General features: G+C 32.7%; 17 protein-coding genes. 15 read left to right on the top strand and 2 right to left on the bottom strand.

The window, feature by feature from the left end; all coding sequences use genetic code 11:
* The first annotated feature begins 121 nt into the window (after positions 1-121).
* Both purL and Q0945_RS06475 read left to right on the top strand, forming a co-directional pair.
* Positions 122-3796 carry a phosphoribosylformylglycinamidine synthase gene (gene purL, locus Q0945_RS06480; protein WP_299432311.1) on the top strand — a complete coding sequence of 1225 codons (3675 nt, stop codon included), beginning with the start codon at positions 122-124 and terminating at the stop codon, positions 3794-3796.
* The gene (locus Q0945_RS06475) at positions 3783-4523 is read left to right on the top strand and encodes a hypothetical protein (protein ID WP_299432308.1); all 741 of its coding nucleotides are present in this window, start codon (positions 3783-3785) and stop codon (positions 4521-4523) included. The genes purL and Q0945_RS06475 overlap by 14 nt, the downstream gene beginning before the upstream one ends.
* Positions 4524-4608: 85 nt before the next feature.
* Here the strand turns inward: Q0945_RS06475 and Q0945_RS06470 are convergent, their stop codons facing one another.
* Positions 4609-7215 carry a T9SS type A sorting domain-containing protein gene (locus tag Q0945_RS06470; protein ID WP_299432305.1) on the bottom strand — a complete coding sequence of 869 codons (2607 nt, stop codon included), beginning with the start codon at positions 7213-7215 and terminating at the stop codon, positions 4609-4611.
* A 269-nt stretch (positions 7216-7484) separates the two neighbouring features.
* On the opposite strand from Q0945_RS06470, the gene Q0945_RS06465 reads away from it, so the two are divergent.
* The 6 genes from Q0945_RS06465 (at position 7485) to Q0945_RS06440 (ending at position 15648) form a co-directional block, all read left to right on the top strand.
* The gene (locus Q0945_RS06465; protein ID WP_299432303.1) at positions 7485-9257 is read left to right on the top strand and encodes an AMP-dependent synthetase/ligase; all 1773 of its coding nucleotides are present in this window, start codon (positions 7485-7487) and stop codon (positions 9255-9257) included.
* 108 nt (positions 9258-9365) lie between these two features.
* On the top strand, positions 9366-9821 hold the full coding sequence (locus tag Q0945_RS06460; protein WP_299432300.1) for a MarR family winged helix-turn-helix transcriptional regulator: 456 nt from the start codon (positions 9366-9368) through the stop codon (positions 9819-9821).
* 10 nt (positions 9822-9831) lie between these two features.
* Positions 9832-12237, top strand: coding sequence for a 3-hydroxyacyl-CoA dehydrogenase/enoyl-CoA hydratase family protein (locus Q0945_RS06455; protein ID WP_299432297.1), 2406 nt, complete (start codon positions 9832-9834; stop codon positions 12235-12237).
* Positions 12238-12335: 98 nt separating this feature from the next.
* Positions 12336-13526 carry an acetyl-CoA C-acyltransferase gene (locus Q0945_RS06450; RefSeq protein ID WP_299432294.1) on the top strand — a complete coding sequence of 397 codons (1191 nt, stop codon included), beginning with the start codon at positions 12336-12338 and terminating at the stop codon, positions 13524-13526.
* 36 nt (positions 13527-13562) lie between these two features.
* Positions 13563-13745, top strand: a complete 183-nt coding sequence (locus tag Q0945_RS06445) for a four helix bundle protein (RefSeq protein ID WP_366135954.1) — start codon at positions 13563-13565, stop codon at positions 13743-13745.
* Positions 13746-13842: 97 nt separating this feature from the next.
* Positions 13843-15648 (top strand): acyl-CoA dehydrogenase family protein, encoded by a 1806-nt coding sequence (locus Q0945_RS06440; RefSeq protein ID WP_299432291.1) that lies wholly within the window; start codon positions 13843-13845, stop codon positions 15646-15648.
* Between the two features lie 78 nt (positions 15649-15726).
* On the opposite strand, the gene Q0945_RS06435 is transcribed toward Q0945_RS06440, so the two are convergent.
* Positions 15727-17526, bottom strand: a complete 1800-nt coding sequence (locus Q0945_RS06435) for a glycoside hydrolase family 15 protein (RefSeq protein ID WP_299432288.1) — start codon at positions 17524-17526, stop codon at positions 15727-15729.
* Positions 17527-17606: 80 nt separating this feature from the next.
* Between Q0945_RS06435 and Q0945_RS06430 the strand changes: the two genes are divergently transcribed.
* From Q0945_RS06430 to Q0945_RS06410, 7 genes are all read left to right on the top strand, one after another.
* On the top strand, positions 17607-19814 hold the full coding sequence (locus Q0945_RS06430) for a bifunctional alpha,alpha-trehalose-phosphate synthase (UDP-forming)/trehalose-phosphatase (RefSeq protein WP_299432285.1): 2208 nt from the start codon (positions 17607-17609) through the stop codon (positions 19812-19814).
* Positions 19804-20970, top strand: a complete 1167-nt coding sequence (locus Q0945_RS06425) for an MFS transporter (RefSeq protein ID WP_299432282.1) — start codon at positions 19804-19806, stop codon at positions 20968-20970. The genes Q0945_RS06430 and Q0945_RS06425 overlap by 11 nt, the downstream gene beginning before the upstream one ends.
* Positions 20971-20980: 10 nt before the next feature.
* Positions 20981-22630, top strand: coding sequence for a M1 family metallopeptidase (locus Q0945_RS06420; protein WP_299432279.1), 1650 nt, complete (start codon positions 20981-20983; stop codon positions 22628-22630).
* Positions 22631-22729: 99 nt separating this feature from the next.
* Entirely contained in the window at positions 22730-23884 is a 1155-nt protein-coding gene (locus Q0945_RS06415) for a tyrosine-type recombinase/integrase (protein ID WP_299432277.1), read from the top strand.
* A gap of 99 nt (positions 23885-23983) precedes the next feature.
* Entirely contained in the window at positions 23984-24181 is a 198-nt protein-coding gene (locus Q0945_RS16130; RefSeq protein WP_366135950.1) for a hypothetical protein, read from the top strand.
* Positions 24178-24351, top strand: coding sequence for a VOC family protein (locus tag Q0945_RS16125; RefSeq protein WP_366135948.1), 174 nt, complete (start codon positions 24178-24180; stop codon positions 24349-24351). Before Q0945_RS16130 ends, Q0945_RS16125 begins: the two co-directional genes overlap by 4 nt.
* Before the next feature lie 204 nt (positions 24352-24555).
* Entirely contained in the window at positions 24556-25353 is a 798-nt protein-coding gene (locus Q0945_RS06410) for a hypothetical protein (protein WP_299432274.1), read from the top strand.
* Positions 25354-25624: the final 271 nt, after the last annotated feature.

Here is a 25624-nt window from a genome sequence, read left to right as displayed (position 1 = left end):
GCCTTTTATATTTCAAAAAGTAATCAACAATTATCACAAAATTGTTGATTAATAGGATTGATTTCTTAGATTAAAAAAATGTAAATTTGTGCTTTCTTAAAACTAAACAACAAGAAGCGCAATGATTCATTTTTTCGGGAATGCGACAAACAAAGTTTTTGCAGTACAAACTACCGCTGAACTTTCGGAAGAAACTACAAATAAATTAATATGGTTATTTGGTAACCAACCAAAAATAAACGCGGCGTCTCTAGACGCCTTTTTTATTGGTCCAAGAGCTGCTATGATTACACCTTGGAGTACTAATGCTACTGAAATAACCCAGAATATGGGAATTACTGGAGTAATTCGTATTGAGGAATTTTATAATGTAGCCGAAGATTTTACAGATTTTGACCCAATGCTTTCTCATAAGTTTGAGAGCTTGCATCAAGAAATGTTTACTATAAATATTAAACCAGAACCTATATTAGAGATTGATGATATTGCTGCATATAATGAACAAGAAGGTCTAGCTTTGAGTGATGAGGAAGTAACCTATTTAGAAAGTGTTTCTAAGAAAATAGGAAGAAAATTAACCGATTCTGAGGTATTTGGTTTTAGCCAAGTAAACTCAGAACACTGTCGCCACAAAATATTTAATGGTGATTTTGTGATTGATGGTGTGCAAATGCCAACTTCTCTTTTTAAATTAATTAAAAAGACATCGCAAGAAAATCATAACAATATTGTTTCTGCATATAAAGATAATGTTGCCTTTGTAAAAGGGCCAGAAGTAATACAATTTGCACCAAAAACAGCAAATAAGCCCGATTTTTACCAAGAAGAAAAATTCGATTCTGTTATTTCATTAAAAGCAGAAACACACAACTTCCCAACTACGGTAGAACCTTTTAACGGGGCTGCTACGGGTTCAGGTGGTGAAATTAGAGACCGTTTAGCTGGTGGCCAAGGTTCATTACCATTAGCAGGTACAGCGGTTTATATGACAGCTTATTCTAGATTAGAAAAAGATAGAAAATGGGAAAATGGATTAGCGGAACGCAAATGGCTATACCAAACTCCAATGGATATTTTAATAAAAGCATCTAACGGAGCATCTGACTTTGGTAATAAATTTGGACAGCCTTTAATTAATGGTTCTGTACTTACTTTTGAACATAAAGAAGAAGAAAACTCTAGTGACAGCCCTCGCCGTTTAGGGTTTGATAAAGTTATTATGCAAGCTGGTGGTATTGGTTATGGAAAAGCATCGCAAGCCATAAAAGCCAAACCAGAAGAAGGAGATAAAATTGTTATCCTTGGCGGTGACAATTACCGTATTGGTATGGGTGGCGCAGCTGTTTCTAGTGCAGATACTGGTGAATTTAGCTCTGCAATAGAACTTAATGCCGTACAGCGTTCTAATCCAGAAATGCAAAAACGTGCAGCCAATGCAATTCGTGGAATGGTAGAGAGTAATGCAAATCCTATTGTATCTATTCATGATCATGGAGCTGGCGGGCATTTAAATTGTTTGTCTGAATTAGTAGAAGAAACTGGTGGAAAAATAGATTTAGATAAACTTCCTGTAGGTGACCCTACCCTATCTGCTAAAGAAATTATAGGTAATGAGTCTCAAGAACGTATGGGATTAGTTATTGGTAAAGAAGATACTAGCTTACTTAAAGAAATTGCAGAACGCGAGCGTTCTCCAATGTACGAAGTTGGTGATGTTACTACAGATGACCGTTTTACGTTTGAGTCTAGTACCACAGGGGAAAAACCTATGGATGTAGCTTTATCTGATATTTTTGGAAGCTCTCCTAAAACAGTTTTAACAGATAACACAGTAACTCGTACTTACGATGCACCAAAATATAAATTAGAAAATTTTCATGATTATTTAGAGCAAGTATTACAGTTAGAGGCTGTTGCTTCTAAAGATTGGTTAACAAATAAAGTAGACCGTTGTGTTGGTGGTCGTGTAGCCAAACAACAATGTGCAGGTCCATTACAACTACCTTTAAACAATTGTGGCGTTATGGCACTAGATTTTAAAGGAAAAGAAGGTATTGCCACTTCTATAGGGCACTCACCTATTTCTGCTTTAATAGACCCTGCTGCTGGAAGTAAAAATAGTATTACAGAAGCGTTAACGAATATAATTTGGGCTCCTTTAAAAGACGGATTACAATCTGTTTCTTTATCTGCCAACTGGATGTGGCCTTGTAAAAATGAAGGTGAAGATGCACGTTTATACAAAGCTGTTGAAGCGGTATCTGACTTTTCTATCGCATTAGGCATCAACGTGCCAACAGGGAAAGATTCACTTTCTATGAAGCAAAAATATACCGATGGCGATGTTATTTCTCCAGGTACGGTTATTATTTCTGCTGCTGGTAACTGTAATGATATTACAAAGGTCGTAGAGCCTGTTTTACAAAAAGATGGTGGAGATATATACTACATAAACCTATCACAAGATACCTTTAAACTAGGTGGTTCTTCCTTTGCACAAGTATTAAATACCATTGGTAATGAAGCACCAAATGTAAAAGATGCTGCGTATGTAAAAACAGTATTTAACACCATTCAAGCTTTAATTAAAGAAGGACAAGTACTTGCAGGTCATGATGTTGCCTCTGGTGGTTTAATTACCACTTTATTAGAATTATGTTTTGCAGATGTTAACCTAGGAGCCAATTTAGACCTTAGTTCTTTAAACGAACAAGACACTATTAAACTCCTTTTTGCTGAAAACTCTGGTATTGTATTACAAGTCAAGGATGCTTCCATTGAGACTGTTTTAAGTAATGCTAATATCGATTTCAAAAAAATAGGAACGGTTTCTTCTGAAGCTACGCTTACGATTAAAAACGGTGGTATGGAAATGGGCTTAAATGTAAGTTCATTACGAGATACTTGGTTTAAAACATCCTATTTATTAGATGACAAACAAACGGCAAACAACTTAGCAAAAGACCGTTATGACAATTATAAAAACCAAGCATTACAATATACATTCCCTAAGAATTTTAATGGGAAACTAAACCCAAGACCTACAAAGCGCCCAAAAGCTGCTATTTTAAGAGAAAAAGGAAGTAATTCTGAGCGCGAAATGGCAAATGCAATGTATTTAGCTGGTTTTGATGTTAAGGATGTACATATGACCGATTTAATTTCTGGTCGTGAAACTCTAGAAGATATACAATTTTTAGGTGCTGTTGGAGGGTTCTCTAATTCGGACGTTTTAGGAAGCGCCAAAGGATGGGCAGGAGCCATAAAATATAATGAAAAAGCAAATGCTGTAATTAAGAACTTCTTTGCAAGGCCAGATACACTTTCTGTTGGTATTTGTAACGGTTGTCAGTTATTTATGGAGTTAGATTTAATTAACCCAGACCATGAAACGCATGGTAGAATGGTACATAATGATTCTAACAAACACGAGAGTAACTTTACATCGGTTAAAATTCAGGAAAACAATTCTGTAATGTTATCCTCTTTAGCGGGTAATACTCTAGGCGTTTGGATATCGCATGGAGAAGGTAAATTTAACTTACCATACGGTGAAGACAAATACCAAATTGTAGCAAAATATGGTCATGAAGGTTACCCTTCTAATCCTAATGGTAGTGATTTTAATACGGCTATGATGTGCGACTCTACTGGACGCCATTTGGTTACTATGCCACACTTTGAGCGCTCTACTTTCCCATGGAACTGGGCGCACTACCCTAGTAATAGACAAGATGAAGTTTCTCCTTGGTTAGAGGCTTTTGAGAATGCTAGAAAGTGGGTTGAAAATAAATAATATTAAAGTGGTATTTCATTACAAAGAAAAAAGTATTAACAAAATAGCTTCTATAAGAATGTTATCGGTATATCCGATAATAATTTGTACACTAATTGCAGCTTTCATTATTGCAAATCACATTGAAAATAATGAATTTTTAAAAAATAAAGATTTGTTATATATGTTTGTTTTGATTGGAATATTTTTTCTTATAGCTGGTTTTTTTTCAGGAAAAAAAAGTTTAATAAAAATACTTGCGGATACAAAATTTGAGCTCTTTGGTAGTTCTATTGAAAAACAAATTCCAAATGGAAAAAACATACGTATTGAATTTAGAGAGATATTAAGTTTTCATAAAGTAACATCTGGGGTTCTTTTAAAAACAAAAAATAAAAAATTAGAAATCCCAAATGAATTAGAAGGTTTTGAAATCTTGAGTAAAGAAATTAGGAGCCATATTCATGCTCATGTTATTCATTATAAAACTAATTGCATAATTCCTCAGGTTATAATAAACACTACTACGTCAATAGGTATTTTATTAATTTTAACTGGTTTATTCATTTTTGAAACTAAAGAACAGAAATTACTTTTCGGTATACCTCTGTTTCTTTTCTTAGTAGTAGCTATTATAAAAATATTGAGTGACAAAAAAAATAAGCATCGTGATTATACCACTATTTATAAAGCTATATTTTTTACTATTTTACTTTTAATATATTTAGCTTACATCTTTTTCTATTAGTAATAATCCTTAAATAAAATAAAAAGGGTTCTAATTTCCTTGCAAGAATTAGAACCCATTTACAACATTCACTAATTTAAAACCATTATCTAATAACCATTTTACCACTCCAGGTTTTATCATTTGTACTTGTTATTTTGTACAAATAAATTCCACTAGGTAGGTTCTTTTTATATACTACTATTTCATTTTGTCCTTGTTGTGTATCTCCTTTCATGGTATGAGATGACAATAAATGCCCCCCTACAGTATAAATTTCAAAAGTATATTTTGCGTCTTTTTCTTCGAAAAAATACAGTGTAGCCTCACTTTCTATTGGGTTAGGCATTAAAACTGCCTTTTTAGTATCGGCCAATACATATTCATACTTAGACTCTGTATTATTAAAATCTAAATTAGTAAGGTTTAAAGATTTCTCTTCTGTATTACCACTGTCAGTTTTTAATATAAAAGTTAAAACTTTTAAACTAGAGAAATCGGCTACACCTCCAGAGCTATTTTTAAATACCTCATCTGGCATTGTATAGGTTTGGGTTTCTTCCCCTAATTGTACTTCTGAAATATATTCTTCTCCATTACCCTTTAGTAATTTTACCTCTAAAGTTCCTGTTCCAGAAGCTTCAAAAGATAGGTTTTTATATTCTGATAAATCTACCGCAAGAAACCTTGGACTAAATGCTCTGTACACACCAATATAATTAGTAGTAGTACCAGAAAGTTGAATGTTTCTTTCTACTCTAAAACCATCACCAGTATAAGGTGTTTCGTTTTGTAATACCTTATAGGTATTTATCATGGTTCCGTTAGCAGAATTATCTAACCCCCAAGGGGCATCAGCTACAAATAAATCATCTGGAGTATCTCCTTTACTATTTTCTATTCTAAATCCAAAATCGAATAAGGAACCTGTATTTACGGCTACAGAATCTATATAACCATCTATAGATGCTTGTAAACTTACTGATGTGCTTTCTCCCGTTTCCGTTCTTTTTAAGCCACCATCCATGAAAATTTCTTTGGTATTGTTGTTGTTTACAACATGCATATTAATTTTTCCGTTTTTATAACTAGCAGACTTTACAAATACAGGAGGTGGTGTAGAGCCAGTATAATCTGTAATTTCTGCATTAGCTTCTAATAAATCTAATATTTCTTCTCCTAAAGAAACCAAATCGTCTATAGAATTAGACCAAACCTGGAAGTTATAATACATGGTGTTATCTTCATATCTATCTATATTCCAATGTGATTCAATCACAAATTTCTGATTTTCATCTAATCTTGCAGAAAAAGTTAACGCAAATTCTATATTTCCGTCTGCTTGTTTAATCCTAGATTTTATAAAATCCTTTTCTCTAATTTGTATGGTAGATACCGATAATAATTCTGCACCTAAGAAACGGTCGCAAATAAATTTACTGTGTTCATAAACTTTATTATCCGTTTTTATCACCATTAATGCACTAACTGTCTCCGTACCTTTTAAATAATCTACAGCGTAAATATCTGATGCATTTGTAAGTTCTAGCAAATCTGCAGGAGAAGACTCTATAGTACTAGTCTCACCAACTATTCCTAGTGGCACCAAGCTATTTAATGGTATTTCTGAAGGGGAAGTTTTACTGCTTTTCTTATAATTAATAGTTTTCTTAACCTTCTTTGCCAATAACTTATCAAATTTATAATTGGTTTTTGCTCTATTATAATTACGCTTACTAATTAAATTTGCTAATCTATCATTACTTTCTAATCCGCCAGAGTTTCCTCCGGAAGTGGTCGTAATTACTGGACAAGCGCTAACTCCGGAACAGGAAGGATCGTCACAATCTACTAAGCCATCTCCATCATCATCTAATCCATTAATACAATCTTCTTGCGGCACTGGTGCAGTAGGACAACGAGCACCATCATTTAAAGAACTTGAAGGGCCAAAAGCAAAAATATTAGAGGAGATAGAACCATTGGCAACTATATTTTGAACATTATTAATTATGTACACAGAACCTGTTTGGTTAGCAGATGCATATAAATTACCATCCACATCAAAATAAACAGCTCCAAAAGTATAATTAAGCCCTGCTAGAATAGGCACTTCTCCTAAATCTTCTACATTGCCTGTTTCTGCTGTTATTCTATAAAGATGATTAGTACTTCTCTCTACAGTATATAGTTTCCCATCTGCAGCATTAAAAGCCCAGTCATGTATACTTATACTTTTATTTAAGGTATGTTCTCCTATATATTCTAAATAAGAATTTGATTCTTGATTTAAATCTATAGAATGATAAGTTGAAGAACCAGAACGTATATAATAAATACCATCTATGCTTATATCGCCAACATATCTATTACCAGTATTTGGTAAATCTGCTATAGTATAAATATCTGTAGAAAAGTCTTTACCTATACGTACAATAGAAATAGAAGGTGTAGATAAATAACCCCATAAATAACCGTCAGCAGAATTATACGCTGCACCATTAATATTACCTTCAGTGATGTCTTCTGCAACTAAATAAGAACTTCCAGAAGCCAAATCTAAAGCATAAATATCATTACGTTGAAATAAATATGCGTTATAATCACACTGAAAAGGTTCTGATTGTGAACGAGCATTAAAACTTAACATTACGGTAAATAGCATTAATGCTATATACTTTGCAAAAGATTTAGAGAAGTAGTTTTTTTCCATTTTTAAAAGATTTGGGTTAATCAATTTTAAATAAATGTATAAATTTATATATAAGGTTTTTCTTACATTTAGATGAATGATGTATATAACTAGATTAAAACCACTTTATTGTGGATGAATGAAAATACTCGTTAAAATCTATATTTATTTTTCTAACACCTATGTTAAAATTTAACAATTATTAAAAAAATAGCACTAATTTTATTAATTCGATTTTAAAATGTGATATCCTTTTCCTATTTTACAATTTCTTATCTCAATATTTTTATATGCATAAAGTTACCCGACTCTTTGATTTCCCTTATTATCAATTAGAAAAATTTGATTTAAAAAAATCCTTAGTTTCAAAACAAGACGGAAATTGGATTTTTACTTCTACTAGAGAATATATAGATAAAGCAAATGCCATTAGTAGAGGCCTTTTACGTTTAGGTGTAAAACCTAATGACAAAATTGCTGTAATATCCTTAACTAATAGAACCGAATGGAATATTATAGATGTAGGCGTATTACAGTTAGGTGCTCAAAATGTACCAATATATCCAACAATTTCTGAAGAAGATTATGCTTATGTTCTTAATCATTCCGAAGCAAAATACTGTTTTGTTTCTTGTGACGAAGTACATAGTAAAGTAAAAGCAGTTAGAAAAGATACACCACATTTAAAAGAAGTATATTCTTTTGATGATTTATCGGATTGCAAAAGCTGGAATGACGTTTTAACTCTTGGAGAAGACACTAGTAACCAAAATGAAGTAGAAAACTCGAAAAATACAGTAAAACCAGAAGATTTAGCAACATTAATTTACACTTCTGGTACAACAGGCCAACCTAAAGGAGTAATGCTTTCTCACAATAACCTAGTAAGCAATGCTATTGAAAGCTCCGAAAGGTTTCCTATAGAAGATGGTAATACCGTATCTCTTAGTTTCTTACCCTTATGCCATGTATACGAGCGTATGCTTATTTACTTATACCAATATAGAGGTGTAACTATATATTATGCAGAAGCTATGGATAAGATTAGTGACAACTTAAAAGAAGCTAAACCGCATGTAATGACAGCTGTTCCTAGATTATTAGAAAAAGTATATGATAGTATTATAGCCAAAGGAACACAACTAACAGGTATTAAAAAGAAACTATTCTTTTGGGCAGTAGAACTAGGGCTTAAATACGAGCCCTATGGAAAAAACGGATGGTGGTATGAAACAAAATTAAAAATAGCCCGAAAATTAATTTTTAGTAAGTGGAAAGAAGCCTTAGGAGGTAACTTATCTCTTATCGCATCTGGTAGTGCTGCACTACAACCTAGGTTATCTAGAATATTTAATGCTGCAGAATTTGGTGTCATGGAAGGCTACGGTTTAACAGAAACCTCTCCTGTTGTATCTGTAAACGATATGCGAAAAGAAGGGTTTAAAATAGGAACCGTAGGTAAATTACTAGGAAATACAGAAGTTAAAATCGCGGAAGACGGAGAAATTTGCGTAAAAGGTCCGCAAGTAATGATGGGTTACTATAAAGACCAAGAAAAAACAGATGCTGTAATTAAAGATGGCTATTTTCATACTGGAGATATTGGAGAAGTAGATACAAAAGGGTTTTTAAAAATTACAGACCGTAAAAAAGAAATGTTTAAAACTTCTGGTGGTAAGTATGTTGCGCCACAATTATTAGAAAACAGGTTTAAACAATCTCGCTTTATAGAACAGATTATGGTAGTTGGCGAAGGCGAAAAAATGCCAGCAGCATTAATTCAGCCCAATTTCGAATTTATAAAGGAATGGGGAAATTTACACCAATTACCGTTAAACAGTAATGATGAGATTTCTAACAATCAAAAAGTTATTGATCGTATACAAGAAGAAGTAGATTTAGCAAATGAAGATTTTGCTAAATGGGAAAAAGTTAAACAATTTAGACTAACACCAGAAGTATGGAGTATAGATGGCGGTCATGTAACCCCTACTCTTAAACTTAAGCGAAAAATTATTAAAGAAAAATACATCTCTTTATATAATGATATATATGGGCATTAAGAATTATAAGCCTATGAAATAAATAATAAAATACTATTTTTTTTGCGACTTACTATGCATGCATAGTAATTTTTCCTATATTTGTTTGCCACCACAAATATACCATGTATGAAGGAACTTACTATAGATTATGCTCTAAGAGCCACTTGGCAAGCTGTAGCAAGAATGTATAATGAAGAAGCTAAAGAGTTTGAAACCACTATGGCTATCGGTTTTACTTTATTAAGTATAGATCCCAAAACAGGAACTCCTTCTACTGCCTTAGGGCCTAAAATGGGGATGGAAGCAACAAGTCTTTCTAGAATACTTAAAAGTATGCAAGAAAAAGGACTTATAGAACGCAAGCCAAACCCAAATGATGGTAGAGGTGTATTAATACATCTTACAGAATTTGGCCTAGAAAAAAGAACAGATTCTAAAAATGTAGTATTAATTTTTAACGAAGCTGTTAAAAAAAATGTTACTCCAGAACAGTTAAAAAACTTTTTTGAAGTTACAGAAACTATTAATAAGCTTATAGCAGATAAAAAAATCTATACAAAAGATAATAACATTAATAAATAATAGTAATTTAATGAACAAGCATATTAATAAAGTTGCCGTCATTGGTTCTGGTATAATGGGAAGCGGAATAGCATGCCATTTTGCCAATATTGGAGTAGAAGTTTTGTTATTAGATATTGTTCCTAGAGAACTAAGTGAAAAAGAAAAAGCAAAAGGACTTACTTTAGAAGACGAAGTAGTAAGAAACCGTTTGGTAAACAACTCGCTTACTGCATCATTAAAATCGAAACCTTCACCTATATATAATCAGAAATTTGCTAGTAGAATTACTACTGGTAACTTAGAAGATGATATTGCTAAAATTGCTAAGGTAGATTGGATTATAGAAGTTGTAGTAGAACGCTTAGATATTAAAAAAATGGTTTTCGAGAATATCGAAAAGCATAGAACCCCCGGAACCTTAATATCTTCAAATACTTCAGGTATTCCAATCAAATTTATGAGTGAAGACCGTAGTGATGATTTTCAAAAGCATTTCTGCGGAACTCACTTCTTTAATCCTGCACGTTACTTAAAATTATTTGAAATAATTCCAGGTCCTAAAACTTCCCCTGAAGTATTAGACTTTTTAAATGGTTATGGAGAGCAATTTTTAGGAAAAACATCCGTAATAGCAAAAGACACTCCAGCATTTATTGGTAACCGTATTGGTATTTTTAGCATACAAAGTTTATTCCATTCGGTTAAAGAACTAGGAATGACGGTTGAAGAGGTAGATAAATTAACTGGTCCTGTAATAGGAAGACCAAAATCTGCCACTTTTAGAACTGTAGATGTTGTTGGTTTAGATACACTTGTTCATGTTGCTAATGGTATACACGAAAATTGTAAAGAAGATGAACGCTTAGATTTATTTAAACTTCCAGATTTTATTGATACCATGATGGAAAACAAATGGTTAGGAAGTAAATCTGGTCAAGGGTTTTACAAAAAAGTAAAAGGGGATAAAGGAAAAAGTGAAATACTAACTTTGGATTTAGACACGATGGATTATCGTGCTAAAAAAAGAGCAAGTTTCGCAACTTTAGAGCTCACTAAAACTATAGATAAAGTAGTAGACAGATTTTCAGTTCTTACCGCAGGAAAAGATAAAGCCGGTGAGTTTTACCGTAAAAGTTTTGGTGCTTTATTTGCTTATGTATCGCATAGAATTCCAGAAATTACCGATGAGCTTTACAAGGTTGATGATGCTATGAAAGCTGGTTTTGGATGGGAACATGGCCCTTTTCAAATTTGGGATGCTGTACATTTAGAAAAAGGAATAGAATTTGCTAAAGCAGAAGGTTTAGAAGTTGCCTCATGGGTTACAGATATGCAAGCTGCTGGTATAACTAGTTTTTACACTGTAAAAGATGGTGCTACTTATTTTTATGATATTCCTACTAAAACTATGAAAAAAGTACCTGGACAAGATGCTTTTATCCTATTAGACAATATTAGAAAAACTAAAGAAGTATTTAAAAACAGTGGTGTAGTAGTTGAAGATTTAGGAGATGGTATTCTAAATGTAGAATTCCAATCTAAAATGAATACTATTGGTGGTGATGTTTTAGCCGGACTTAATAAAGGTATAGATTTAGCCGAAAAAGATTTTCAGGGTTTAGTAGTTGGTAACCAAGCAGCAAATTTCTCTGTAGGAGCTAACATTGGAATGATTTTTATGATGGCTGTAGAGCAAGAATATGATGAGCTAAATATGGCCATTAAAATGTTCCAAGATACCATGATGCGCATGCGCTACTCCTCTATCCCAACTATATCTGCTCCGCATGGTATGACACTTGGTGGAGGCTGCGAACTTTCACTTCATGCAGACAAAGTTGTTGCAGCAGCAGAAACTTACATTGGATTAGTAGAATTTGGTGTTGGCGTTATTCCTGGTGGTGGTGGTTCTAAAGAATTTGCAGTTAGAGCTTCCGACTTATTTAATAAAGGAGATGTAGAGCTTAACGTTCTTCAAGAATACTTCCTAACTATTGGTATGGCTAAAGTATCTACCTCAGCGTATGAAGCATATGATTTAGGTATTCTTCAAGAAGGAAAAGATATTGTTGTAGTAAACAAAGACCGCCAAATAGCAACAGCAAAAGCGCATGCTAAATTAATGGCAGAATCTGGTTACACAAGACCTGTAAAACGTAAAGACATTAAAGTTCTAGGAAAACAAGCTCTTGGGATGTTCTTAGTAGGAACAGACTCTATGGAAGCTAGTCACTATATAAGTGAACATGACAAGAAAATTGCAAATAAATTAGCTTACGTAATGGCTGGTGGCGATTTATCGGAACCTACTAGAGTAAACGAACAGTATTTATTAGACTTAGAAAGAGAAGCTTTCTTATCTCTATGTACCGAACGTAAAACTTTAGAGCGTATACAACACATGTTAAAAACAGGAAAACCTCTACGTAATTAAAATTACGAAGCTATTTGCCATTAGCTATTAGCTGTTGGCACATTTTAAAAAACAACATATTGCTAATAGCCAAAAACTAGTAGCCAAAAGCATAAAAAATGAAACAAGCATATATAGTTAAAGCATATAGAACCGCAGTAGGTAAAGCTCCTAAAGGTGTGTTCCGTTTTAAAAGAACAGATGAGTTAGCAGCAGAAACCATTGAGTACATGATGAAGGAGTTGCCAAATTTTGATAAAAAACGTATTGATGATGTTATTGTTGGAAATGCAATGCCAGAAGGTTCTCAGGGGCTAAATATGGCTAGACTTATTTCTTTAATGGGTCTAGATATTGTAGATGTTCCCGGAGTAACGGTAAACCGTTTTTGTTCTTCTGGAATAGAAACTATTGGTATAGCAACTGCAAAAATACAAGCTGGTATGGCAGATTGCATTATTGCTGGTGGAGCAGAAAGCATGAGTTCTGTTCCTATGACAGGTAACAAACCAGAACTAAACTACGATTTAGTAAAAGCTGGTCATGAAGATTATTATTGGGGAATGGGAAACACTGCTGAGGCTGTAGCAAATCAGTTTAAAGTTTCTCGTGAAGACCAAGATGAGTTTGCCTATAATTCGCACATGAAAGCATTAAAGGCGCAAGCAGAAGACCGTTTCCAAGACCAAATTGTTCCTATTGATGTAGAACAAATTTATATTGATGCAAACGGAAAAAAAGCATCAAAAAAATACACAGTAACAAAAGATGAAGGGCCTAGAAAAGGAACTTCTAAAGAAGTTTTAGCAAAGCTAAGAGCTGTTTTTGCTGCTGGTGGTAGCGTAACAGCTGGTAATTCTTCCCAAATGAGTGATGGTGCTGCATTTGTAATGGTAATGAGTGAAGATATGGTGAAAGAACTAAACCTAGAGCCTATTGCCCGTTTAGTAAACTATGCAGCTGCTGGTGTAGAGCCACGCATTATGGGAATTGGCCCTGTAAAAGCTATTCCAAAGGCATTAAAACAAGCAAGTTTAAAACAAGAAGATATTGAGCTAATTGAGCTTAACGAAGCCTTTGCTTCACAATCCTTAGCTGTAATGCGAGAGTTAAACCTAAACCAAGATATTGTAAATGTTAATGGTGGTGCAATTGCCTTAGGGCATCCACTTGGTTGTACAGGTGCTAAATTATCAGTGCAGTTATTTGATGAGATGCGTAAACGTAACATGCATGGAAAATACGGAATGGTTACCATGTGCGTTGGAACTGGGCAAGGCGCTGCAGGAATTTTTGAGTTTCTTTCTTAAAAAAAATAGAGACCAGAAAATAAAACAAAGGTTATCATGTGTGCAAAACAGAGGCGTAGGTTTTCTTTTTCTATGCTGAGTACTATTGCAAATTCAAGAACCAATAAATCTTTTAGTCGCATTTTAAACATATCATTAGGTTCTTCATTTAAATTAAGAACTCAATTATTAGTAGCAAAACATAGAAAATACATAAACGAAAAAGACTTAAAATATTAGAAGAAAAAATAGAAGAATTCCAAAGAATGGCGATGGATTTCAAAATAGCCTTAATTAAGTCTATGTTCTATTTTCTCTTTTCTTTAATCTAAAAAAAATGGCAACAGAAGAAAAAGACATACTAAGAGGAGGACAGTTTCTTGTAAAAGAAACAAATTGCGATGATATTTTTACGCTTGAAGATTTAACCGAAGAGCACAAAATGATGCGTGATAGTACCAAAGAATTTGTTGATAGAGAACTTTGGGCACATTGGGAACGTTTTGAGAAAAAAGACTATGCTTATACCGAAGAAACTATGCGTAAAGCTGGAGAACTTGGTCTATTAAGTATTGCTGTACCACAAGCCTATGGCGGAATGGGAATGGGTTTTGTTTCTACCATGTTAGTATGTGATTATATTTCTGGTGCTACAGGTTCTTTTAGTACTGCTTTTGGAGCACATACAGGAATTGGCACTATGCCTATTACCCTTTACGGTACTGAAGAACAAAAACAAAAGTATGTTCCAAAATTAGCTTCTGGTGAGTGGTTTGGAGCGTATTGTTTAACAGAACCTGGTGCTGGTTCTGATGCTAACTCAGGAAAAACAAAAGCGGTTTTATCTGAGGATGGCAAACATTATAGTATTTCTGGACAAAAAATGTGGATATCTAATGCAGGTTTTTGTAGCGTATTTATTGTTTTTGCTAGAATAGAGGATGATAAAAATATTACTGGTTTTATTGTAGAAAATGATCCTAGTAATGGAATTACGTTAGGAGACGAAGAGAAAAAATTAGGAATACACTCCTCCTCTACTCGTCAGGTATTCTTTAATGAAACTAAAGTTCCTGTAGAAAATATGCTTTCTACTAGAGGAAACGGGTTTAAAATAGCAATGAATGCCCTTAATGTAGGGCGTATTAAATTAGCGGCAGCTTGTTTAGATGCGCAACGTAGAGTTATTGACGAAGCTACAAAATATGCCAACGAACGTAAGCAGTTTAAAACTCCAATCATAAACTTTGGTGCCATAAAAGCTAAAATTGCTACTATGGCGACAAATTGCTACGCAGATGAATCTGCTAGTTATAGAGCTGCTAAAAATATTGAAGATAGAATAGCTTTAAGAGAAGCTGCAGGTAACTCGCACCAAGAAGCAGAACTTAAAGGTGTTGAGGAATATGCTATAGAATGTTCTATTCTTAAAGTAGCAGTTTCTGAAGATGCACAAAACTGTACAGATGAGGGCATCCAAATATTTGGTGGAATGGGATTCTCTGCAGATACTCCTATGGAATCTGCTTGGAGAGACGCTAGAATTGCCCGTATTTATGAAGGTACAAACGAGATTAACAGAATGTTAGTTGTTGGAATGCTTGTTAAAAAAGCCATGAAAGGTCATGTAGATTTATTAGGGCCTGCAACAGCGGTTGGCGAAGAATTAATGGGTATACCTTCTTTTGATGCTCCAGATTTTTCTGAACTTTTTTCAGAAGAAAAAGATTTAATAAAAAGACTAAAAAAGGTGTTTTTAATGGTTGCTGGCTCTGCTGTTCAAAAATTTGGACCAGAATTAGAGAATCACCAACAATTAATGCTATCTGCTTCTGATATTTTAATTGAAATTTATATGGCTGAATCTACCATATTAAGAACAGAAAAAAATACAAAACGTTTTGGTGAAGATGCGCAAGCTACCCAAATAGCAATGTCTAAATTATATTTATACACTGCTGTAGATACAATTATTCTAAAAGGAAAAGAAGCAATTGTTTCCTTTGCAGAAGGGGATGAACAACGCATGATGCTTATGGGGCTTAAACGTTTTACAAAATATACAAACCAACCTAACGTAGTAGCTTTACGCACAAAAATTGCAGATAAAGTAGCTGCAGATAATGGTTATACCTTTAGCTAATTTAAATAGAAAACTGTGGTTTTCGAATAGAAGAAAAACGCTCCAAATTGGAGCGTTTTTTAGTATAAAAAATAGTTCTTATTGTAATTTTTCTAAAATCTTCTGCTCATCATTCTTTTTAGAAAAAAGTATAGCACATTCTATCATTGCCAAATGTGAATACGCTTGCGGGAAATTCCCTAACAATCTTTTCGTTTTAAAGTCTATATCTTCACTAAACAACCCAAGGTGGTTACTATACCCTAACAATTTATTAAATAGTGCTAGAGCCTTTTCCTCTTCACCTATTTTAAACAGGCTATTTATAAACCAAAAAGTACATATAGTAAAAGAAGATGATGGCAGCCCAAAATCGTCTTCGTTTTTATATCTATATAACAAACCGTCATTACTAAGTTCTTTTTCTATAGCTTTTACTGTACTTACAAACTTAGGGTCTTTTGCTTCTATAAAACCATAAGACTCCATTAGTAAAACACTAGCATCTAAATCTTTAGAACCATAAGATTGCACAAAAGATTCTACCTCAGAATTCCATGCGTTTGCATGAATGTCTTCTCTTATTTCTTTCTCTAATAATTTCCAAGTTTCAATTTTGTGTGTTTTACCTAAAATATCTGCAGTCTTTATTGCTCTATCTATAGCCACCCAACAAAGAACTTTTGAGAAGGTAAAGTGTCTATCTTCTGCTCTAAATTCCCAAATACCTTTATCTGCTTCTTTCCAGTGTTTATTAACTATCCAAACTATTCCTTTTGTAATTCCCCAAAGTTCTTCTCCATTATCAATATCGGTACCAAATTTTACTAATTGGGCATGAATAACATCCATCAAAATTCCATAAATATCATTCTGCGTTTGTTTATAAGCTGCGTTACCAATGCGTACTGGTTTAGAACCTTTATACCCATCTAAGTGATCTAAAGTTTCTTCTGTAAGCTTCTTTTGCTTATTAATACCATACATAATTTGAAGGTTTTCATCTTTATCTGGCATTAAATCTATAATAAACTGTAGGTATCTTTTTGCTGAATTTTTATGCCCAAGTTCTGATACTACTTTTATTACCATAGACGCATCTCTAATCCAACAAAAACGATAATCCCAGTTACGTACCTCCCCTATTGTTTCTGGTAAAGAAGTAGTTACAGCTGCTAAAACTGCTCCTGTTTTATCATAGGTTAACATTTTTAATGTCATTGCGCTACGTATTATTTGCGCATTAAACTTACTATACGTTGGTGTGCGATCTACCCAGTTTAACCAATATATTTTTGTACGCTCTAATTCTAGATAAATTTTATGCAAGTCTGGAACAAAAAGTTTTTCGTTGTAAGAAATTAAAAAATAACCATCTCTTTGCAGTAAAATTTCTTCACCATTTAGCACTGCATTCTTATCAAATGAAGTGTACATAAACATAGTATCAAACTGCTCTTGGTTGGTAAGACTTACAATAAAATCGTCCTTAACATAAGAATTAGTAATCCCCTTTGCGTATTCTAATTTAGGGTCATATTTTACAGAAAAATATGGTCTCCCAAATTTATGTTTTATATATCTAATTACCTCAGGAGGAGCATGGTACTCTTCTTTATTTTTATAATACCTTGGCATAAAATCATGCACTTCAAAAGCATCATCTCCATTACTATACGTTGTAATTAAAATACACGTTTGTGGTTCATAATTTTGCGAAATAGAATAGGTTTCATCTACTAATATTTCAAAACTCCCGCCTTTTTTCTCATCTAATATTTTAGCAAAAACAGAAGAAGAATCAAACTCTGGTAAACAGCACCAATCTAGAGATCCTGTGTTAGAAATGATAGCCGCGCTTCTACAATTTCCAATTATTCCGTAATTTAAGTTGTCCATATATTGATATTAAAGTAAGTTTGATAGTATTATATTGAAATCGTAAGAAAAATAGTATAATTTAATTTAAAAAACAATCCATGGGTAAAACTATAATAATTTCTAATAGACTGCCAGTACAATTGCAAATTTCTGAAGGAGGAATTGTAGCAACCCCAAGTGTTGGGGGTCTTGCCACTGGAATGAAATCTATACATAATAGCGGTGAAAGCCTATGGATAGGGTGGTCTGGACTTACAGATGAAGAAACTCCGGAAGAATTGAATGGTGCTATAAATAATGCTTTAGAAAAACATAATTGCTCTAAAGTAAATCTTTCTCAAGAAGAAATGGAGGGCTATTATTTTGGTTTTAGTAATAGAACTATATGGCCTTTATTTCATTATTTTATGGAATACACAGAGTTTGAACTTAGTTTTTGGGAATCCTACAAATCTGTAAATCAAAAATTTGCAGACACTATACTAGAAAATTCTGATGAAGATGATATTATTTGGGTGCATGATTACCAGTTAATGCTAGTACCACAAATGATAAAAGAAAAGAGGCCAAACGCTGTAATAGGGTTCTTTTTACATATACCTTTCCCCTCTTATGAAATATTTAGAACACTACCTTGGCGTGAAGAATTATTGTCTGGCTTACTAGGCTCCGATTTAATAGGTTTTCATACTTATGATTATGAAAGACACTTTTTAAGCTCTGTACGCAGATTATTAGGTCTTGAGGTTAGTTTTAATGATGTAAATGTAGGTAATAGAGTAGTTAAAGTAGATTCTTTCCCTATGGGAATAGATTACAAAAAATTTAGAGATGCAGCAATTGCCCACAATGCATTAGCTCCAGAAAACCGTTCTGTACTGCAAAAAAGATTAGACGATCATAAAATATCTGCACCAGACACTAAGTTAATTTTATCTATAGATAGGTTAGATTATAGTAAAGGTATAGCCAAACGTATTAGTGCTTTTGAATATTTTTTAAATAAATATCCAGAATATAAAGAAAAAGTACGTTTGGTAATTTTAGCAGTTCCATCTAGATCTAATGTACCTCAGTATCAATTATTAAAAAGAGAGATAGATGAGCTTGTTGGTCGCTTAAATGGAGAACTATCTACCGTTAACTGGACGCCAATTTGGTACTTTTACCGTTCTATGCCTTTTAAAAATTTAATAGATTTATATACCTCAAGTGATATTGCTTGGTTAACCCCTTTAAGAGATGGGATGAACCTTGTAGCTAAAGAATATATTGCTACAAGAACAGATAAAACTGGAGTTCTTATTTTAAGTGAAATGGCGGGTTCTGCCTATGAAATGAATGAAGCATTATTAATTAACCCAAATAACTTTGAACACCAAGCTACAACTTTAAAAAAAGCTATTACAATGCCTAAAAAAGAGCAAATGGCTCGTAATATGTTTTTACAAAAAAGATTAGAACGTTATAATGTTGAAGTTTGGGCGCAAGAATTTATGACAGCACTAAAAAACCAAATAGAAAACAACGAAGCGTTTGTTTCTAAAAAAATAAATGATACTATCCTCAATAATATTACTACAGCGTATACTAAAGCAAAAAAACGTCTTGTATTTTTAGATTATGACGGAACTTTAGCAGATTTTCATGTAGACCCACAAAAAGCCTCTCCAGACAAAGCTCTTTATGAAGTATTAGATAAAATACATAACCAAGAAGAAACAACTTTATTTTTAATTAGCGGAAGAGATAAACAAACGTTTACCAAATGGTTTTTACATAAAAAGTACAATATGATTGTAGAGCATGGGGTTTGGATTTCTAGAAATGGGGAAGAGTTTTCTTTACTAGAAAATGTAAAATCTGACTGGATGCATAAAATCAAACCCGTTTTAGAGTCTTTTGTAGACCGTACTCCAGGTTCTTTTATAGAAGAAAAAAACTATTCTTTAGCATGGCATTACCGTAATACAGACCCCGACTTTGGAGAAAAACGTGCTACCGAGTTAAATACAGTTCTTACAAGTCTTACCAGTAATGACAGTCTTAGTGTTTTAAACGGTAACAAAGTAATGGAGATTAAAAGTAGTAATGTTAATAAAGGAAGAGCTGCTGTGCGAATGCTAAGTGAAGATACCTTCGATTTTATTTTTGCAATGGGAGATGATTGGACTGATGAGTATATGTTTGAAGAACTTCCAGAAAGCACGGTATCTGTAAAAGTAGGAAGGCAAAAAACGCAAGCAAAATACTTTATAGAAAACACCAAAAAGGTAAGAGATTTAATAGGGAAATTTGCAGAATAAAAATACATACATACTAGTTATCCTAATCTTTTCTCAATTTGCTTGTACATCTTTATGGTTTGCAGGTAATTCTATTTTAGAATCTTTAATGATGCAAACAGGTTTGGGTATAGAAATTATGGGGTATGTATTATCTTCGGTACAATTGGGTTTTATTATTGGCACTTTAGTGTTTGCTACTTTTATGATTGTAGATAGGTTTTCGCCTTCTAAAGTGTTTTTTATCTGTGCACTTTTAGCTGCCTTATGCAATTATAGTTTATTACTAGGAAATTTAACAAAATGGCATTTATTAGCAGCAAGGTTTGGTACGGGATTTTTTTTAGCTGGTATATATCCTGTTGGCATGAAAATAGCATCAGACTATTATAAGAAAGGACTAGGAAAAGCTTTAGGGTATTTAGTTGGCGCTTTAGTTTTTGGCACTTCGTTTCCTTTTTTTCTAAATAATTTTATACCCCAAAAAGAATATAGTATTGTTATACTAACCACTACATTTATGGCTGTTCTTGGAGGAATATTAATTTATTTCTTAGTTCCAAATGGCCCGTATCGTAAACCAAGTAGCACCTTACAATTAATGGCTAGTTACCAACTATTTAAAAATAGTAAATTTAAACAAGCCGCTGTAGGGTATTTTGGTCATATGTGGGAACTATATGCCTTCTGGGCTTTTACTCCCCTTGCTATAAAAAATTATAATACACTACAAAACAGCAATTTATCTATTTCGTTACTTACCGGAATAATAATAGCTTTAGGTGGGCTTTCCTGTATTGTAGGTGGTATAATCTCGCAACGCATTGGCAGTTATAAGGTAGCATTAAATGCTCTTGTAGCCTCTTCTATTTTTTGTTTATTATCTCCTCTATTTTTTAAATCCTCAACTATTATCTTTAGTATTGGTTGGTGCATTTGGGGCATGGCGGTAACAGCAGATTCTCCTCAATTCTCTAACTTAGTTGCACAAGCAGTACCCAATAATTTAAAAGGAACGGCACTTACTATTGTAAACTGTATTGGTTTTACTATAACTATTTTTAGTATTGAACTACTTTCTACATTATCTAATGTAATAAATGCTAATTATTTATTTTTGTTACTTGCTATAGGCCCAATTATTGGTATTTTTAATCTAAAAATAAATACGAATTAATCTTTGCAAAATGAAAAATATATTCTTGTTACTAGCTTTAATTACATGTGCTAATATACAAGCGCAAGGATTATTAACCCCTAAAAACAATTTTACAGAACAAGATACATTACGAGGTAGCATAACTCCTGAAAGAGTTTGGTGGGATTTAAACTATTACCATCTAAAATTAGAAGTACAACCAGATAAAAAATATATTAGCGGCAGCAATTTAATTAGATATAAAGTTCTAGACCAAAAACAAATTCTTCAGGTAGATTTACAACCGCCACTAAAAATTGAAAAAGTTACCCAAGATGGTAAAAAATTAAAAATAGTATCTAATGGGAATGCCCATTTTATATCTCTTCAGAAAAAACAAGAAATAGGAGATTACAACGAAATTATAGTTTATTATTCCGGGCACCCAAAAGAAGCCGTAAGAGCTCCTTGGGATGGTGGATTTTCATGGAAAAAAGATACAAACGGAAAACACTTTGTTGCTACCAGCTGCCAAGGTTTAGGAGCTAGTGTATGGTGGCCAAATAAAGACCATATGTATGATGAAGTGGATAGTATGGCCATAAGTGTTACCGTTCCTAAAGGACTTGTAAACGTTTCTAATGGCAGATTAAAAAAAATAGATGAACACAACAAAAACACTAACACCTATCATTGGTTTGTAAGTAACCCAATTAACAACTATGGGGTTAATGTAAATATTGCCGATTACGTTAATTTTAGTGAAGTTTATGACGGAGAAAAAGGAAAATTAGATATGGATTATTACGTACTGCGTGATAATTTAGAAAAAGCAAAAGTACATTTTACCGATGCTCCAAAAATGATGAAAGCATTTGAACATTGGTTTGGCCCCTACCCTTTTTATGAAGATAGTTTTAAACTAGTAGAAGTACCTTATTTAGGAATGGAACACCAAAGCTCTGTAACCTACGGTAACAAATACAAAAAAGGCTATTTGGGTAGAGATTTATCTGGGAGTGGCTGGGGTTTAAAGTTCGATTTTTTAATAATCCATGAAGCAGGTCATGAATGGTTTGCTAATAATATTACGAATAAAGATATTGCAGACATGTGGATCCACGAAGGGTTTACCTGTTATTCTGAGAACTTGTTTCTAGACTACTATCACGGCACTAAAGCTGCCGAAGAATATGTTATTGGCCTACGTAAAAACATTGCAAATGACAAACCCATTATTGGCACTTATAATGTTAATAAAGAAGGTTCTAAAGACATGTATTACAAAGGTGCAAATATGCTACATACACTAAGACATCTTGTAAATGATGATGTTTTATGGCGAAAAATATTAAGAGGGCTAAATAAAGAATTTTATCATGCCACAGTAACCACACAACAAATAGAAGATTACTTGTGCAAACACACCCAAAAAGATTTAACGTACTTCTTTGACCAATATTTACGCACTGCAAAAATACCAGAGCTAGAGTATGCTATAAAAAAGAATGCTTTAACCTATAAGTATACAAATGTAGTGCCTGAATTTAGAATGCCTATAAAAGTATTTATTAATGGAGAGGAAAAATGGTTGCATGTATCTAAAAACTGGGGAACTACTAAAGTAAATCAAATGATTACCGACATAAAAATAGATCCCAATTTTTATATTACTACAAAAAAAAATGAAAAAAATTAACAACAAAACTTATATTGTTTTATTGCTGTAAGAAAAAACTATTTCTTTTTGGTTATTCCTCTTAATTACTTATTTTTAATTAACCATTAACACATACGCATGTCCGTTATTTATATAGAACCCTTTTATCATAAAAAAGAAGCTCAAATAGCTTTTCGTTTTAAATATAATTATAAGATAAAAGAATATATAAAGCAATTAAACAATCTTAGTTGGAGCAGTACCAATAAAACATTTTACATTAAAAATACACCTAATAATAAAGTATTAGTACATAATCATTTAAAAAATACTCCATGGAAAGTAGATTATAGTGCTTTTAAGAAAAACACTGTAATTGTAAAACCTACTTTAACACGGGAAAGACTCGCCTTTTTTAATGATTTTAAAAAGTTTTTAATAGGAAAAAGATATAGCGAAAGTACTATTGGTGTATATTCTGGTTTTGTTTATGATTTTTTAGCATTTTTAAAAAACGTAAATCTTAAAGAGCTAACAAACAAACATGTAGAGCTATTTGTAGAAGAGGTTATTGTAGCCAAAGCATATTCTATAAGTACGCATAGGCAATTAATAAGCGCATTAAAACAATTTACGTTGTTTTATCCAGAAACTGCACTAACAGATTTGGAATTAAAAAGGCCTAAGAAAAGTAAAAAACTACCATCGGTACTTTCACAGGAAGAAGTTATAGATTTAATACGTTGTACTAAAAACCTAAAACATAGAGCTATATTAGGACTGCTCTATTCTGCTGGAATGCGTATAGGAGAGCTTACAAGTCTTAAACTAAGAAATATACATGTAGATCGTAAGCAAATATTTATAGAAAACGGAAAAGGAAGAAAAGACCGTTATGTTGTACTTGCGGATAGTTTTATGCCTCTTCTAAAAAATTATTTTACCACCTATAAACCTACCACCTATTTTGTGGAAGGCAATATAGGAAAACCCTATTCTGAAAGCAGTATTCGTAAATTTTTACAACGTTCCTGTAAAGCTGCAGGAATTAATAAACATGTAACTCCGCATACATTACGACATTCATACGCCACACATTTATTAGAAAACGGAATAGGTTTACGACACATACAAGAATTACTTGGGCATTCTAAACCCGAAACAACAATGATTTATACTCATGTTGCAAAAAAGGATTTATTAGATATTAGGAGTCCTTTAGATATAATAGTAACCCAATTAACAAAAACCAATAAACGAGAACAAAATGTCCTGTTATCCCGAAATTTATAGGGGATATATTGGAATATTGTTCTCGATATAACAAGTTGTGGTGCATTTTGACCAATCATTCGTAATTTGAACTAAAAAGAGAAAATAATAAACCGAATAATGACGAATATCTGTTCGGACAATTTAGCAGAAAGTCGAGATTTTTATACGAAACTATTTGACTTTAACGTGGATTATGATAGTGATTGGTTCGTTCACTTAATCTCAAAGGACAAAAAACTTGAATTGGGAATAATTGACCAACGAATGAAATTGTCCCGAAAGATTTTCAAAATAATCCGCAAGGATTTTATGTGACTTTCGTAGTTGATAATACGGACGAAATATTTAAGATTGCGGAATCGGAAAAATTTGAAATTATAAGTGAACCAACAGACACATTTTATGGACAAAGGAGATTATTATTAAAAGACCCAAACGGAACTTTAGTGGATATTTCTTCACCGATTAAGGATTTTGAATTTTAGAACGGAATACGAATTGAACAGACGGAAAAACCAATCTGAACGCAGAAAAACGCACCACAACACCGTATAAAATTAATTGCGGTTTAGTGCTTAATCAAAGGTCGTTGCATGTTTGCTACGTCTGAATTTCCTTCGGAAATTCCTCGCAAGCAAACCCGCAACTATTCTTATACGCAAACGTTAGCAGTAATAACAACTTACTAAATGAAAAAAGAGATAAAATATAGTATTGGGATACATACTAATTTTCATATTCAAAACTTTTTGAGTCATAATAACAGAACTAATGACTCATTTTTTTGGACTGATAATTATGATATGGGGAATTCATTTTTCTTCTCTTCTAAACTATTAAATGAGCTCGATAATACTCAGGATATCTATGACACTGCTACTCAAATATTATCTATTTATGAAGGTATTTATAAATTATTGGACAGGGGCAGACAATATAACAGATACTTTACTTTAAGAGACCTATTCAACTTAGACAACAATAGTTTTGTTTCACGTGCAATAGAATCAGAAATTTATAAAATTGACATTGACTTTAGTAAAATTATAGAAACAGATGAGGACACTCCTATAAATCCTATATACATATTATTCGAAAAAATAATAAAAAACGAATTTTTAATTAATCTATTTTTTTTACTATCAAACAAAGTAGACTATCGGATGTTATATATCATTTATGATGACATAAGATATTATTTAAAATCCACAGGAAATAATGATTTTTTGAATGAGTTTTCAAAACCTTTGAATAGCTTTACACATACAGCTAATAACTATGAGGTCTTAGGTTTCTATGCTCGTCATGGCAGGACTAATCATAAACCTCCAACTAATCCTATGAGTTTAAATGAATCAATGAATCTAATTTTTGATATAGTGGTAAAACTATTAAAAGAAGACTTCAAAATTGAGCTTCCTTCTTTTTGGGGTTTATCCTATATTGACTTTTCGGAATTAGATTTGAAAAAATTATTTGATGAATAAATACTACTGCTAACATTGGCTATAATTAATACGGGGTTGGGTTTTTAATCAAAAGCTTAGTGTATTTTTATGAAGTCCGCCAAATCTTTTGATTTGGCTTTAAAAATGAAAAATTAAAACAAAATAAAAAGTTTTGGCTAAGTGCTTAATCGAAAGTTCACTACTTTTAATTCCCGTACTAACCATAGCCGAAGCCGTTACCCTTAATGGCTGACCTGAAAAATTCTGACTAAATTTAATATCCTAAATGAGAATCTTGTGTGTCTGAATT

This window comes from uncultured Maribacter sp., from assembly GCF_947500405.1.
GTDB lineage: Bacteria > Bacteroidota > Bacteroidia > Flavobacteriales > Flavobacteriaceae > Maribacter_B.
The sequence above is the reverse complement of the archived record's forward strand: the minus strand, read 5'-3'. Positions and strand labels throughout refer to the sequence as shown.